The 14,187-nt window shown below is 50.0% G+C and carries 15 protein-coding genes and 1 pseudogene; 1 reads left to right on the top strand and 15 read right to left on the bottom strand.

What is annotated here, in order from left to right; translation table 11 throughout:
- Window positions 1–66: 66 nt before the first annotated feature.
- From EDM56_RS24855 to EDM56_RS24815, 9 genes are all read right to left on the bottom strand, one after another.
- The gene (locus EDM56_RS24855) at window positions 67–228 is read right to left on the bottom strand and encodes a hypothetical protein (protein ID WP_183192582.1); all 162 of its coding nucleotides are present in this window, start codon (window positions 226–228) and stop codon (window positions 67–69) included.
- 130 nt (window positions 229–358) lie between these two features.
- Window positions 359–1,171: a purine-nucleoside phosphorylase gene (locus EDM56_RS24850; protein ID WP_122920639.1), complete on the bottom strand. Its 813-nt coding sequence runs from the start codon at window positions 1,169–1,171 to the stop codon at window positions 359–361.
- A 15-nt stretch (window positions 1,172–1,186) separates the two neighbouring features.
- The gene (gene deoB, locus EDM56_RS24845) at window positions 1,187–2,362 is read right to left on the bottom strand and encodes a phosphopentomutase (RefSeq protein ID WP_122920638.1); all 1,176 of its coding nucleotides are present in this window, start codon (window positions 2,360–2,362) and stop codon (window positions 1,187–1,189) included.
- A 38-nt stretch (window positions 2,363–2,400) separates the two neighbouring features.
- Window positions 2,401–3,288: a site-specific tyrosine recombinase XerD gene (xerD, locus tag EDM56_RS24840; protein WP_122920637.1), complete on the bottom strand. Its 888-nt coding sequence runs from the start codon at window positions 3,286–3,288 to the stop codon at window positions 2,401–2,403.
- A 95-nt stretch (window positions 3,289–3,383) separates the two neighbouring features.
- The gene (locus EDM56_RS24835) at window positions 3,384–3,623 is read right to left on the bottom strand and encodes a DUF4227 family protein (RefSeq protein ID WP_122920636.1); all 240 of its coding nucleotides are present in this window, start codon (window positions 3,621–3,623) and stop codon (window positions 3,384–3,386) included.
- Between the two features lie 189 nt (window positions 3,624–3,812).
- Window positions 3,813–4,274 (bottom strand): ferric iron uptake transcriptional regulator, encoded by a 462-nt coding sequence (fur, locus tag EDM56_RS24830; RefSeq protein WP_122920635.1) that lies wholly within the window; start codon window positions 4,272–4,274, stop codon window positions 3,813–3,815.
- Window positions 4,275–4,368: 94 nt separating this feature from the next.
- The gene (spoIIM, locus tag EDM56_RS24825) at window positions 4,369–4,995 is read right to left on the bottom strand and encodes a stage II sporulation protein M (protein WP_122920634.1); all 627 of its coding nucleotides are present in this window, start codon (window positions 4,993–4,995) and stop codon (window positions 4,369–4,371) included.
- Between the two features lie 75 nt (window positions 4,996–5,070).
- The gene (locus EDM56_RS24820) at window positions 5,071–6,195 is read right to left on the bottom strand and encodes an endonuclease Q family protein (RefSeq protein ID WP_246009524.1); all 1,125 of its coding nucleotides are present in this window, start codon (window positions 6,193–6,195) and stop codon (window positions 5,071–5,073) included.
- Window positions 6,196–6,247: 52 nt separating this feature from the next.
- Window positions 6,248–6,808, bottom strand: coding sequence for an NUDIX domain-containing protein (locus EDM56_RS24815; protein ID WP_122920632.1), 561 nt, complete (start codon window positions 6,806–6,808; stop codon window positions 6,248–6,250).
- Window positions 6,809–6,921: 113 nt separating this feature from the next.
- On the opposite strand from EDM56_RS24815, the pseudogene EDM56_RS32275 reads away from it, so the two are divergent.
- Window positions 6,922–6,978 (top strand): annotated as a pseudogene (locus EDM56_RS32275) (hypothetical protein); the annotation flags it as partial.
- 4 nt (window positions 6,979–6,982) lie between these two features.
- Here EDM56_RS32275 and EDM56_RS24805 read toward each other — a convergent pair.
- The 6 genes from EDM56_RS24805 to EDM56_RS31710 all read right to left on the bottom strand — a co-directional run.
- Entirely contained in the window at window positions 6,983–8,188 is a 1,206-nt protein-coding gene (locus EDM56_RS24805; protein WP_183192581.1) for a DUF3866 family protein, read from the bottom strand.
- 119 nt (window positions 8,189–8,307) lie between these two features.
- A complete protein-coding gene (locus EDM56_RS24800) occupies window positions 8,308–9,423 on the bottom strand; it encodes a M20/M25/M40 family metallo-hydrolase (RefSeq protein WP_122920629.1) in 1,116 nt (371 codons plus the stop codon).
- Window positions 9,424–9,530: 107 nt separating this feature from the next.
- Window positions 9,531–11,075: an acyl-CoA carboxylase subunit beta gene (locus EDM56_RS24795; RefSeq protein WP_122920778.1), complete on the bottom strand. Its 1,545-nt coding sequence runs from the start codon at window positions 11,073–11,075 to the stop codon at window positions 9,531–9,533.
- Window positions 11,076–11,083: 8 nt separating this feature from the next.
- Window positions 11,084–11,536 (bottom strand): methylmalonyl-CoA epimerase, encoded by a 453-nt coding sequence (gene mce, locus EDM56_RS24790; RefSeq protein ID WP_246009523.1) that lies wholly within the window; start codon window positions 11,534–11,536, stop codon window positions 11,084–11,086.
- A gap of 234 nt (window positions 11,537–11,770) precedes the next feature.
- Window positions 11,771–13,942, bottom strand: coding sequence for a copper amine oxidase N-terminal domain-containing protein (locus EDM56_RS24785; RefSeq protein ID WP_122920628.1), 2,172 nt, complete (start codon window positions 13,940–13,942; stop codon window positions 11,771–11,773).
- Between the two features lie 58 nt (window positions 13,943–14,000).
- Window positions 14,001–14,187 (bottom strand): hypothetical protein (locus EDM56_RS31710; protein WP_221176003.1); only part of this gene is annotated, 187 nt, incomplete at its 5' end.

Here is a 14,187-nt window from a genome sequence, read left to right as displayed (position 1 = left end):
CCAATAAATAATCTAAAAAGGGGAAGAATCGCGTCACTTCCCCTTTTGGTTCATTTGCGGAAATGTTTATAAAATTTTATAAATCAAATTATTGATTTTTACAACTTCCTGTGCATATTCATACGCTTGTTTTACTTCTCCAATCGCGTTTTGCAACAATTGGTTTTCATTGTCATGTATAATGGCGAGCACGTCTCCTGCTTCGACTTTATCTCCCGCCGTTTTCACGAGAACAATTCCAAATCTGTTTCTTCTATTAATGTAGCAACACGTTTGCGCGTTGGTTATTTAATGCACTGCAGAGTACATCAAGGAGCCGCACAGGTCTATTACTAGCGGCCCCTCTCTTTCTCTTCGCTTACATGTTTTTGACGATGCCGTGGATCAATGACAAAAATGCGGACTTCACTTGTTCCGTCGTCTCGATGACTTCCTCGTGGGATAGTGGCTGCGGTAAAATGCCCGCTGCCATATTGGTAATGCACGAAATGCCCAACACATCCAGATTCATGTGCCGGGCGACGATCACCTCAGGCACTGTCGACATGCCGACTGCATCAGCCCCTAGCATCCGCAGCATGCGGATTTCTGCCGGTGTCTCGTAGCTAGGGCCAAGCATCCAGGCATATACCCCTTCTTTGAGCGAAAGGCCCAAATCTGCTGCTGTGGCGTGGGCAAGAGCACGCAACAATTTGTTGTACGCCTCAGACATGTCCGGAAAACGAACGCCATATTTTTCATCGTTTGGCCCGATCAACGGGTTGCGTGCAGCCATGTTCAAATGATCACTGATCACCATGAGGTCGCCTGGCATGTAGCTTTCGTTGACTCCGCCTGCTGCATTCGTTACGATCAGCTGCTCGACACCGATCTCTTTTAATACACGGATCGGGAACACGACGGAATCCATACCATGCCCCTCATACGTATGAAAGCGACCCTGCATCGCAACCACTTGTTTCCCTTCAAGCATGCCGATCACCAGCTGCCCTTTGTGCCCTACCACCGTGGATCGGCCGAAATGTGGGATTTCCTCATACGGGATCGCCACGGAATTGGAGATTTCATCGGCTAAAACCCCCAAACCGGAACCAAGCACCAACCCAATGGTTGGCGCTTTTGCAATCCGCTCTTCAATTGCTCGTTTCGCTAGTTGAATCGCTTCAGACATTTAGTTCCCTCCTGCTTACAGTTCAGATAAAAAGCTCTTGCCAATTACAGGTGCCGTAACACCGAAGTTTTCTGCAACCGTCGCTCCGATATCCGCAAATGTGCCACGGATGCCCAAATTACGGCCGGCCTCGATGTGGCGGTGATAAGCGAGAAGTGGTACATATTCGCGCGTATGGTCTGTGCCGTGATGAACCGGGTCGTTTCCATGGTCAGCCGTAATGATAAGCAGGTCATGTTCCTGTAGATTGTCCAAAAGCTCCGAGATCCGATCGTCAAATTCCATCAGCGCGTGCCCATATCCCTCTGGATCGCGACGGTGTCCGTATTTGGCATCAAAATCGACCAAGTTGACGAAGCTTAAACCGGTAAACGATTCCTTCATGGTGCCGATCAACTGGTTCACGCCATCCATGTTGTCTTTCGTACGTATGGAGCGAGTGATGCCTTCCTCTGCATAAATATCGCTGATTTTGCCGATAGCAATTGACGCCAAACCTGCATCCGCAAGTCGATTCATCACTGTCGGCGAAAATGGTTTGACCGAATAATCATGACGGTTCGAGGTACGCTCAAACGCTCCTGGCTTTCCGATAAACGGCCGTGCGATGACCCGGGTTACCGCAAATTCGTCGCGCAACGTGAGCTCACGTGCTACTTCGCAAATATGGTATAGCTCCGAAAGCGGTACCACTTCCTCATGTGCGGCGATTTGGAACACGCTGTCCGCAGACGTATAAACAATGACGGCACCCGTCTTCAGATGCTCCTCGCCGAGCTCGTCCAAAATCTCCGTTCCCGATGCCACTTTGTTGCCAAGAACTTTGCGGCCAATCCGTGCTTCAAACTCCTCGATCAATGCAGCGGGAAATCCGTCCGGATATGTGTTAAACGGCGTGGAAACCTGCAACCCCATGATCTCCCAATGCCCAGTCGTCGTATCTTTTCCCAACGAAATTTCTTGCATTTTCCCGTAGTGCGCCAGAGGCTTAGCTTCAGCTGGCACGTTATGTAAAGGCGCGATATTACCTAAACCAAGGCGGGCAAGATGTGGAAGCGCAAACCCTTCCACACGTTGTGCAATATGTCCAAGCGTGTTCGCACCCTCATCATGAAAAGCAGGCGCATCAGGCAATTCGCCAATCCCTACGCTATCCATCACAATCAAAAAAATACGTGAAAACCGTGCCATCTTCTCATTCTCCTTTTTCGTGCGCGTAGTCTTACGCGTTATGCGCGCGGATGTGTTTTGGCATAAACGTCCTTGATTCGGGAACGTGTTACATGCGTGTAAATCTGCGTGGTGGAAATGTCGGCATGCCCGAGCATTTCCTGCACGGAACGCAAGTCGGCGCCATTTTCCAGCAAATGCGTCGCAAAAGAATGCCGCAGCGTATGCGGCGTGATTTCCGCCATGATGCCTGACTGGAGGGCATACTTTTTGATAATTTTCCAGAATCCTTGCCGCGTCATGCGTTTACCCAAATGATTGACGAATAGGGCTGATTCTCCGCCGACCTTGAGCAGGCGCGGGCGCGCAGTCTCGATGTACTGTCGAATCACGGAAATCGCGACCTTCCCGAGCGGGATCATCCGTTCCTTCGAGCCTTTTCCCATGCATTTGAGAAACCCCATCTCGAGGTTAATGTCGCCCATGTTGAGCTGGACCAGCTCGGACACACGGATGCCAGTCGCATATAACAGCTCTAGCATCGCTTTGTCACGAACACCGCTCGGCTGACCGAGATCCGGTCCCTCCAAAAGCTTCTCGACCTCTTCGAGAGACAGCACTTTCGGCAGTCGCTTCTCAATCTTTGGCGTTTCTAGGTGGATGGAAGGGTCGTGCTCCAAATGACGATCACGCACCAAAAACTGATAAAACGCCCGGATGGAGGCCAGATTGCGCGACAAGGTCGCTGTTGCTCTCCCTTTTTTCTGCAAAGTCACGAGATAACTGATAATGTGCGACCGATTCGACGCTGCGATGTCGGTTACGCCCTCGCTTTTGAGAAAATCGGTGTATGCAAACAGATCACGCTGGTATGATTCCAGCGTGTTGGCAGCCAAGCCTTTTTCAACGGAAAGAAAGTGCATAAAATGATCAATCAGTATTTCCATGAAGATGCTCTCCCTTATGGCTCCTTGCCTATCTTTTGTTAGTCCTATTGCTTTCCACGCCGAAGGAAAAACTCCTCTTTTCTCATAAACGGTCCTCACTCTCCTACCATAAAGAAGAGCTGCAGACGCGAATAGTACCAATCCATGTCATGCCTATCGGAGTTGTCGATGATCTTGACAACCTTGATGGCGTTGCCGTGCGGTTCGTGATACGGATTGGCCGGCAGAAAACGCTCGGACAAAAGCGTAATGATTCCATAGGATACAAGTGTACACGTTATGAGCACCAACAGAAAGCGTATCAGCTCTATTAAGCGGCGAACCGAGAAGATCATTCTGCTGCATCTCCCACCTTGTGATAGTGTGATCAAGCTTGAAGCGGCAAAAAGAGTTCCATTTGTTCATCTTATGCGCTCGTCCATTCCGCTATACGTCAAGCAGGCCTCTGCCCTCACCTAGTCACTATCGTTCCCCGAATGCCAAAAACAAACGAAAAACTTCTCCTATCAAATAGGAGAAGCTGCTTATTTAAAATCGTCGATATTCACCTTGTCAATGCAACGATGGCAGATCCCATAAAAGGTAAGGCGATGGTCCAAAATCGAAAAGTTGTAAACATTATGTACCCGCTCTTCGACTCCGACCAGCAGATTTTCAAAAATCTCGTCGACCGTTCCGCAATTCATGCACACGAGATGATGATGATGGCGATCAGAATTGTCGTCCCGCAAGTCATAACGGGCAACGCCATCGCCAAAATTCATTTTGTGGATGATTTTAAGCTCACTCAGCAATTCAAGTGTCCGGTATACGGTAGCAAGTCCGATTTCAGGGGATTTTTCTTTTACCAGCAAGTAAACGTCTTCCGCACTCAGATGGTCTTGCTCATTTTCCAGTAGCACCCGAACCGTGGCCTCACGCTGCGGCGTTAATTTATAGTTATGGGAATGTAATTGTTGCTTTATCTTTTCAATCTTTTCTTCCATTTTTGCCCCTCCCCACTTGCATGAAACCTGCTCCTATTATAGTGGAGGGCGATTCCAGAAGTCAAATACAAAAGTTATTAGATGAGAATAATTCTTAATTAGTTACATAGCGGATTAACGTTGGCGATACGAACGTCTCAAAAAGGGCCGCGATGGTCAACACGCTGAACATGACCAGCACCAATACCGAATAACTCAGGAAATGGGGCATGATTTGATCCCGTTTGGACAGCAGCCTTGTTTTAATCAGGCGCAAGGAAAAGGAGATGCCCCCTACCCCGATCAAGATCAATGCTGGCACCACCAGCATGTTTTGCGGCAATACGCCTGCGAGTGCATACATCACGCCTTGCCATTGCATTTGGCTCACCAAAAAGCCGACGGTGAAACCGACGACGATACCTTTGAGAAACAGAAGCAGCAAAATCATCGGGAGGCCAATGATCGACAGCCCCAAAATCCACATGATCCCGACCGTTTTCAAATAAAACGCGAACGATTGCAGAAAATGAAGCTGCGGATCTGCCAGTCCACCTCGGTTCATATTGGAAAAAAAGTATTCCAGAAAGCGCAGCAGCTCTTCTTTTTGGGACAAGCCGAGCGAATTGACAAGAACGGCGCCGAACACCACACCCATGGCAAACAGGACGATGGTGAAAACATATAAGGTTTGATGTTCGTTCAAATAAGCCTGGAACGTTTGTCCAAATCGTTTGCGCACCTGAGACTCTCCTCCTGTTCGCGGTTTACTATTACCCTATGCGAGCAGGTTCGAATCTAGTACGGCACCCTTCTCTTATTTCCCCATCGTCACTTTGCCATATGTGCCCGCACCGCCCGCATTCACGGTGAGTTCGCCTACGCGCGCACGAATGATAACATTTGCAAGCTCGCCGATTACCCGGCTCAAATCGGCTTCCCCCACTCGGTGCAAAATGTTCATTTCCGTCCCGAACTCCCGATAGAGTTGCTCGCGCCTCTTTGGCCCAATGCCTGGCAAAAATTCCAATGGAAACTGTTCGATATAAGCGGGACGATGCACAGGGTGGATGCCTGGTTCCAGATCGGCAAGCTGTCTGATTCGTTCTTCCACACCTCGAATCACCGCTTTTTTCCCGCAGGCTGCACAGCGATCCGTTGCCTCTTTTGGAAAAGGAGTACCACATGCCTGACACGATGTTTGGTGGTATTTCCCGAGCTCCGGATGCAGGCCATAGTTAGCGGCGATCATGTGTCCTTCCGCATGCGTAAGCGCGAGACGCCACTCGCGAAAATTCGGTTCCTTCATTACGATCGACTGGTATTCCCTTCCGATTTTAGAAAGCGAATGCGCATCCGAATTAGTCACGAATGGGAGGGGATGAAGTTCGCTGATTTGATCCGCCATCTCTGTGTTAGATGAAAGCCCGAGCTCCACCGCAGCAAACAGTGCCGGATTCGCCACTTCAGCTATATGATCCGTACAGCTTCCGTACAAGCCTTTGTGCGGCGTAAAAATGTGCGCTGGAATTACCAGACCTCCGAGTGATGCGACCTGCTCCTGTAACTGTACGATCGTGCAGTCGATCCGCTGCGAGCTAAGCGTGACATTGCGGCAGCGCCGCGCGAGCCAGCCGGTAAACGACTGCATCGCATCAAGCGTCGGCACGTAGCAGAGAAAATGAGCTTCTCCTCTTCCCGCTTCCTTGACCTCGACCTCTGCACCGAGGATGAGTGTCGTCTGTTTGTAACGAACCCCACCTTCCTCCAAGGGGATGGCTTGTCCTCGATCCATAAGCTCACGCAATTCTTGTTGGACCTCCGGCACATGGGAGTCGATGATTCCAATCAATTCAATGCCTTTGCGCTCTGACGCTTCTTCCAAAACAGCGGACAGCGTCATTTTGCGGGAGGCGGTAATCTTCACTGGCTTGCCGCTCATTGTGCTGCCTAGATGTATGTGTAGGTCGGCAAAAAACGCTGGAAAAGCCGTGTTACACATGGTTGAAACCGAGCATTTTGGCTTCCCAGGCGAACAGGGCGACGACGGTTTTGGCATCGCGGATGTCCCCCGCAGCGTGCAGCTGCCTCGCTTCTTCAAGTGAAAGGTGGAGCACTTCCACAAATTCATCTTCATCCGGTTGGGCTTCCCCTGCGGTTAATCCGGTAGCTACGAACAGATGAAGAATTTCATCCGCAAAGCCGGGTGATGTATAAAAGGAGCTGAGCAGTGTCAACACTTTCGCCGTGTAGCCAGTCTCCTCTAAAAGCTCCCGTCGTGCGCATTCGATCGGCTCTTCCCCACGCTCCAGTTTGCCGGCAGGTATCTCGATGATCGACCTCTCCAACGGTTTGCGGAATTGCCGGACTGCGAGAAGCTTATTGTCATCGGTCAATGCCATCACAGCAACCGCTCCTTGATGATTAACGATCTCCCGTTTGGCAGTCTTTCCGTTTGGCAGTACGACCTCATCTACTTTTACCTTGATAATGCGACCATCATAAATCGGTTGGCTACTAATTGTTTTTTCAAAGAGCGGATCTTTTTCACTCACGATTTCTCAAGCTCCTTTCCAAACACTGTCGTTCTATATGTGTACCTTATCTCATATCGTAGCACTAAGACAAGCTTGTCCGACGTCCACGTCGGCGTAAAGGAGCGATATCAATGAAAATGGAAATCACCTCCAATCAATTGCGTTTGGTAGGAAAAGCAAAAGAGATTCGGGCTACATTGCGCGATTTAGCCAGTCGGCATAATACGGTACAAGAGCTTCTGGCGGCAAATCAGACGCAAGAGAAGCATCTCCACTAGCAATAGCCTCTCCCAATCGAGCTGCACAACTCGCGGCGCAATAGGCGGCTTGGAATGGCGTCGGGTCCACCGCAATGCCGCGCCCCATCGTTTCGATTAGTAAAGGATATCGTTCTTGCAGCTGCAGCAATGCGTCAACATCCGGCGCTTTTTTCCTGACAACTGCATGCCGTCTCAGAATTCCTTCAAGGTACAGCTGCTGTTCTACCCAGCTCGACTGAAATGAGTCGGAAAACACTGGTAACGGCAGCACGACGGGTAGCAGCAAATGGCGGGATAGCATAGTAATCGTATGGTGGCTGATGCCAACATGACGGTCGCGCTGATCGGAAAAGCTGATTCGCGGAACAACAAGCGGTACGCCCCCAAGCGTCGCCGCTGCATGCATAACCTCGACGAGCTGCATGCCGGAAAAGCCAAGCCGCGTTGCTGTACCGGCCACCCCGGGCCCGAGCAAGCATACGATCACATCTGCTTGCGCTACGTGCCTCGCTGCCAGCAAACCGGTATATATGTTGATTGCCTCCAGATCGCCTCCCCACGCCTGACCTGTCGTAACCGTTGCTACAAGCATGCCTTGTTCACGTAGCTGATGGACATGTCGACTGATCGCGATGGGAAGCGATGCGCCATCCGGCATGACGAAAGCGACACGTAACGGCCGTGATTGCTGATGCTCCATGTTGTGAATAGCTAGACAAATGATAGGCAGCAGACTATGCAACTCTCCAATCACGACGGGAACATGCTGGAGCGTCTCAGTTGCCCGCTCCAGAAACAACGAATGGTGCGGACTCTCCTCTTCCTCTACAGCAGGAACCGTCAATTGCAAAGGTGAATAACGCATTTTTACAATGTGCCCCCATGCATTCGGCAGGTAATCCGCCTCCTCTGCCCCCACCTTGGATACGATGAAATGGTAGCCGCCTGTGCCCAGCCCTTGGCGAACCGCTGTCGTATTGACCAGAACCTGATCCCCAACCCGGCACGGCATCGCTCCTGCCGCGTAGTATAACGCCTGGCCAATTTCCCTATTCTCGTTTAGCTCCACACTGACAATTTGCAGTGCAGTACGCTCTTCCACGATTCCGATTACGGTTGCCTGCGTCAGTCGCTGCATGCCATCTCCCCCATTCTTCACCATGCTATGCGATGGTCGATGTGGCTAGAATTGGTATCAATTCTTATCTGTACAAAAAACAGCCGCCAAGTTCTGACCCGACGGCTGTTTTGACAAGCTTATTCCACGCATTCCGCTACAATCGCTACAACCAGTTCAGCGGCTTTGTTCAATTCCTCGATCGGCATGCGCTCGTTTGTTGTATGGATTTCCTCATAACCAATCCCCAGGTTCACGGATGGAACCCCCAAACCATTGAAGACGTTCCCGTCGCTGCCGCCACCACTCTTTTCGTAGAACGGCTCGCGCCCGATTCGTTTCAGTGCAGCTGCCGCTTTTTGCACGACAGGCGTGTCTTGGCTGAATTTATAGCCATGGTACATGAAGCGGACATCGTTTTCGCATTTTGCGCCCATTTCGGCTGCAGCGGATTCGAACGCGTCCGACATTTTTTTCACCTGTGCTTCCAGCTTATCCATGACCATGCTTCGTGCTTCCGACCATACTTCCACATAATCGGTCACGATGTTGAACGCTCGTCCGCCCTCAAAGCGGCCGACGTTTGCCGTTGTGTCTTCATCCAGACGGCCCAGCGGCATGCGGGAGATCGCCTTGCTAGCAACCGTGATCGCACTGACGCCATCTTCCGGATTTACACCAGCATGAGCTGCTTTCCCGTATAGTTTGGTGTAAATGCGATATTGTCCCGCACCTGCAACAATTACCTCACCAACCTTACCGTTGGAATCGAGGATGAAACCGAGGTCTGCTGCAAGCTTGCTCTCATCCATATGGCGCGACCCGACGAGACCCGACTCTTCCCCGGTCGTAATCACGACTTGGATATCCGGGTGCGGCAGTTTTTGCTCCTGGATGACGCGGAGCGCTTCAAAAATAGCGGAAATTCCCGCTTTATCATCCGCGCCCAAAATGGTAGTACCGTCCGAGTACACATACCCGTCCTTCACAGACGGCTTTACGCCGATACCCGGTACCACTGTGTCCATATGGCTGCTGAACAACAGTCGCGGGCCTTTTGCATTACCTTTCAGGGTAGCGAACAAGTTGCCTGCACCATGACCTGTTTTCTCGCCAGCATCGTCTTGTTCGACGGTGAGGCCAAGAGCTGTCAGCTTTTCCGTCAGCACTTTGGCGATGTTGCCTTCATTCTTCGTTTCACTATCGATTTGAACCAATTCAAGGAACTCATTGAGCAACCGTTCTTGATTGATCACGATAAACCCTCCTGTAAAAATATTTTTACTACTATTATGTAATGGTATCAGTATAACGCATGGAAGAGCTTTCACCAACCCCTTCCAACCCGAAATTTGTCCGTGGGTTACAGCGGGATGTTGCCGTGTTTTTTCCGCGGACGGTGCTCTTCCTTGTTTTTCAGCATCGCGAGCGAGCTTTTCAAATATTTGCGGGTTTCACGCGGGTCAATCACATCATCGACCATTCCGTTTTCAGCAGCTACATACGGATTGGCGAATGCACTGCGATATTCGGCGATTTTAGCTTGACGGGTCGCCGCCGGATCGTCGCTTTGTTCAATCTCCTTGGCAAAAATGATCTGTGCTGCTCCCTCTGGCCCCATGACGGCAATTTCTGCGTTCGGCCACGCATAGACGACATCCGCGCCGATCGCTTTCGAATTGAGCGCGACGTAGGCACCACCGTATGCCTTGCGGGTGATCACCGTGATTTTCGGAACGGTAGCCTCTGAATAGGCGTACAAAATTTTGGCACCGTGCCTGATAATTCCCCCGTGCTCCTGATTGATCCCGGGGAAGAAGCCTGTAACGTCGACGAATGTAACCAACGGAATATTGAACGCGTCACATGTGCGGATGAACCGAGCCAGCTTGTCGGACGAATCGATATCCAAGCCGCCTGCCATTACCTTTGGCTGGTTTGCGATAAAGCCGACGCTTTGCCCATCGATGCGACCAAAACCGACAACGATATTTCGCGCAAAATTCGGCTGCACCTCCAAAAAATCATAGTGGTCCACAATCATTTGCAGTACTTTTTTGACGTCATATACCTTTGTTGCAGCGGTGGGGACGGCATCCAGAATGTCTTCTAGCCAATCGCCCGGCTCGCCATGATACGGAACACGCGGCGTTTCTTCCTTGTGGCTTTGCGGCAAAAAACCGAGCAAACGGCGGACTTCGTCGAGCACCTCTTCTTCTCTCGGAGCCGTAAAGTGGGCAACGCCGCTAACAGACGAATGTACGCCCGCCCCGCCCAAATCTTCACTGGAAATTTTCTCACCCGTCACCGTCTCGATCACCTTCGGGCCGGTAATGAACATTTGGGACGTTTTTTCGACCATGAAGACGAAATCGGTAATGGCGGGAGAATAGACTGCTCCACCCGCACACGGGCCGAGAATGACGGAGATTTGCGGGACTACTCCGGAATAGATGGCATTTCGGTAAAAGATATGCCCATAGCCATCAAGTGAAACGACCCCTTCTTGAATCCGCGCGCCGCCCGAATCATTCAGACCGATAACAGGTGCACCGTTTTTTGCTGCCAAATCCATGATGTTGGTTATCTTCTTGGCATGCATCTCCCCGAGCGCGCCGCCGAACACGGTAAAATCTTGCGCAAACACATACACGAGCCTGCCGTTGATGGTACCATAGCCGGTCACGACACCCTCACCAGGCGCTTCCAGTTTATCCATGCCAAAATTGGTCGCACGATGTTTAACGAACGGCTGCAATTCCACAAAGCTGTGGCGGTCAAGCAAAATGTCGAGCCGCTCGCGAGCGGTCAATTTCCCCCGCTTATGCTGCGCATCGATACGATTGTCCCCGCCGCCGAGCTCCACCTTGCGTTTTCGCTCGTACATCTCGTCTATTTTTTGGTACATCTGATCGCTCAATGCGATTCCTCCTCGTTCCCCTTCGGATACTGGCACAGCTCATACAAAACGCCCTGTGCAGCTTTCGGATGTAAAAATCCGATTTGCGCCCCATGCGCGCCTGCTTTTGGCTGTTCGTTCAAAAGAGCTACGCCATCCGCCTTCAGCTTCGCAAGCCGCTCGGCAACGTCATCCACATCAAGGGCAATGTGATGGATCCCTTCTCCCCGCTTGGCGATGAATTTTGCAATCGGGCTCTCCTCGCTCGTCGGCTCTAAAAGTTCAAAGCGCGATTCGCCAATTGCCAAAAATGCTACTCGCACCTGCTCGCTCGCCACTACTTCCATTCCGACAAGCTGCAGCCCCAAATGCTGCGTATAAAAAGGTAATGTTGCTTCAATGCTGTTCACCGCGATACCGATATGCGCGATCTTGTTTGGCGATTGAATGACGCTGTTTGTCTGGTCCATGAATTTTCCCCCTTATGGTGTCCCTTCCATCCATCCACATTCTTTGCGGTTCTCATCCGCTGTACTTGGTATGATTAGAAGAATTTCGGTTCCTTTTCACATCTTCTGTCATTGTAGCATAGCGTCACGCTCTCGCGCGTACTTGAATAGGCTTGATCAGCCAATTTGCCCGGAGGCACCGGCCGCCATGAATAAAGAAAACTCCCTGACATTGGTCAGGGAGCCGTTTGCTTCTTATTTGTAAATGTACACGCTGTTGGTTGCAGTATCCCAACCGGTTTTGTATTTCAAATTGTCCGCAATCATACGAATTGGCAACATCGGCATGCCGTTTTTCAGCTGTACAGCTACAGGCAAGGTTACTTCCGTGCTTCCCACTTTCGCTTTGTTGGAACCGATCGTGAATTTGATCACAGTCGTTCCGCTGATGATTGCGCAAGTCGTATTGTTCCACTGAGTGGTCAACGAGAGTGCTTCTTTGAAAAATTGAGCTGGAACCAGAGTGTTACCGTTCAGTGTGTATGGTGCGACAGACAATGGATAGGTTTTATTGTTCAGTGTGAACGCTGCTACGTCTAACTTCACCCGAGCAGCGGTTGCCGGGATTGTACTAGGCAGCTGCGGTTGTTGGGTTTGCGGCTGTTGCGTTGGAGGAATCACAGCGCCACCCACGCTTACCGGACGAGCGAACAGCAGATTTTTCTCTTTCGATGTATAGACACCGATGCTGTAAACGTTCTTAGTCGCCGGGTTCGCAATGCCTGCGCTCTCTGCGATCAGCAGCGATACCGGCGCATTTACCGGCAAGTTTTGCGCTGGATAAATCAGCAGGTTTTGGCCGCGTGTAGCGACATAGCTTGGTTGTACCCCATTTACTTTCACCGCTGCGGCATTCATGATGGTTGGAACACGGAACCCGACCGGCAACACCACTTCGATAAAATCGGTGTTCGCTGCAACCGGCAATCCGAATGCTTTGATACCGATGTTGATGCCTGTCGTTGTGTTCAACGCCGATTTCGTCAACCCAATCGTTGCTGTGCTGTTGTTTGCCACAACTGGCGTGGTTGGCGTCGTCGGAGTGGTTGGCGTTGTTGGTGTTGTTGGGTCAGTTACAACGCTGCCGGAAATCGAGAATTTTTCTGATTTGATGTTTTTGCTGCCTGTTCTTGCAACCAATACATAATCGGATCCTGGCATTTTTGGGTTACTGATGTATGCATCGTAATCAAAAATGATATTGACGGTGCTCGACGATTTGAAGCTGGATGCTGTTTTCAAGTACAGTTTGCTGCCGTACGAAGTAACCGAGCTTACTTTGTCACCGTTTATCATCACGCTTGAAGCGGACATAATCGGTGGGATCATATCTGCCGAAGGGAATTCGATCTCGATCGATCCGCCGGACGACAATTTCTCTTTCCCCAAATCTAGGGAAATATTGTAGCTGGAACGAGCGCCAGGACTGTTGTCAGCCAGCTTCACAGTAAAATCAGAGCTGCTGGAGCTGCTTCCGCTACTGCTGCCAGAACCGCTTTTCACTTCAAAACTTTTCGACTCGTATGTAGTGCTTTTGTATTTCACTTTGATATAGTAGCTGCTTTTTGCTTTCGATGGCAGAGTGATTTTGGCGGAATCATAGAAGACGATTTCCAAATCTTTTGTGCTTGCCGCTTTTTTTGGAACTTGGATTTTTACTTGATTGCTGCTTTTCACAACGGAAACGGATTTTGGTTCTTCCCCGTTGATTTCTACATCGCTTTCATCGATGCTGCTCGGCAGCATGTCATCGGTCGGGAATGTTACATAAACGTAATCGCCATCGACGAGTTTGTCACTCAATGTGAATTCGCCCAATGTGATTTTGGTTTTATCCTCGGTGTATTTTCCGGAAACCGAAAGGTCGAACGATTTGCTGCTGCTTTTGCCGCCGCTGCTGCTGGAACTGTCTTTAATTTTAACGGTTTTCGATTTGGCTGATTCGTTATCCGTTTCGATTTTGATAGTATAGCTAGCTGCATCTTCTGGATTGGTGATGATGTCATCGACATCAATAGTGATATCGCCTTTCGATACATCTTTGTTTAAGGTAATAACGATCTCTTTGTTGTCGTCATCGATTTCCACTTTTTTCGGGGCATATCCGTCGACAGTGATGTCATTCTCATCGCCATCTTCATTCAATGTGAACTCATCGTCGAATTTAATTGTAATCTGATCGCCTTTGGACAGCTTGCTGCCGATATTAACATCGAAGCTATAGTCCGCATCTTCGTCAGTTCCGTAATCAGTAGCATCGATGCCATCAAATGTAAGTGCATATGCTTTCGGCACGGCCGTTAAGAACGGTGATGTAGCCAATACTGCTACCATTGCCAACGGTATCAATTTGGTTTGCTTTTTCATAGGTACCTCCTACAGTTTATCTTTTCAAATCTAATTCAAAGAAATGATCGTGTCCAGTTTACCATAAAATAGTGAACTGTGGTATAATTGCGCAATTTTTATCCTTTTTTGTCTCTTGCTTCCTGCCAGCTCCTCGAAAATCATATTCTTCCAGTAAGACGTACAACTCGGATGAATGTTTCAGCTTTATTTCAAGAAAAGAAAAAAAGAGGCTTTCGGCCTCTTCAGGCTGTCGATAAAGTCGG

Source organism: Brevibacillus fluminis, from assembly GCF_003710825.1.
GTDB classification, from domain to species: Bacteria; Bacillota; Bacilli; order Brevibacillales; family Brevibacillaceae; genus Brevibacillus_D; species Brevibacillus_D fluminis.
This window is presented reverse-complemented; position numbering and strand designations above follow the sequence as displayed.

Coding starts and splice junctions, on each gene's coding strand:
- EDM56_RS24850 (WP_122920639.1), bottom strand. CDS start 1,171: ATGTCTGAAGCGATTCAACTAGCGAAACGAGCAATTGAAGAGCGGATT.
- deoB (WP_122920638.1), bottom strand. CDS start 2,362: ATGGCACGGTTTTCACGTATTTTTTTGATTGTGATGGATAGCGTAGGG.
- xerD (WP_122920637.1), bottom strand. CDS start 3,288: ATGGAAATACTGATTGATCATTTTATGCACTTTCTTTCCGTTGAAAAA.
- EDM56_RS24835 (WP_122920636.1), bottom strand. CDS start 3,623: ATGATCTTCTCGGTTCGCCGCTTAATAGAGCTGATACGCTTTCTGTTG.
- fur (WP_122920635.1), bottom strand. CDS start 4,274: ATGGAAGAAAAGATTGAAAAGATAAAGCAACAATTACATTCCCATAAC.
- EDM56_RS24820 (WP_246009524.1), bottom strand. CDS start 6,195: ATGAGCGGCAAGCCAGTGAAGATTACCGCCTCCCGCAAAATGACGCTG.
- EDM56_RS24805 (WP_183192581.1), bottom strand. CDS start 8,188: ATGCAGCGACTGACGCAGGCAACCGTAATCGGAATCGTGGAAGAGCGT.
- EDM56_RS24795 (WP_122920778.1), bottom strand. CDS start 11,075: ATGTACCAAAAAATAGACGAGATGTACGAGCGAAAACGCAAGGTGGAG.
- mce (WP_246009523.1), bottom strand. CDS start 11,536: ATGGACCAGACAAACAGCGTCATTCAATCGCCAAACAAGATCGCGCAT.
- EDM56_RS24785 (WP_122920628.1), bottom strand. CDS start 13,942: ATGAAAAAGCAAACCAAATTGATACCGTTGGCAATGGTAGCAGTATTG.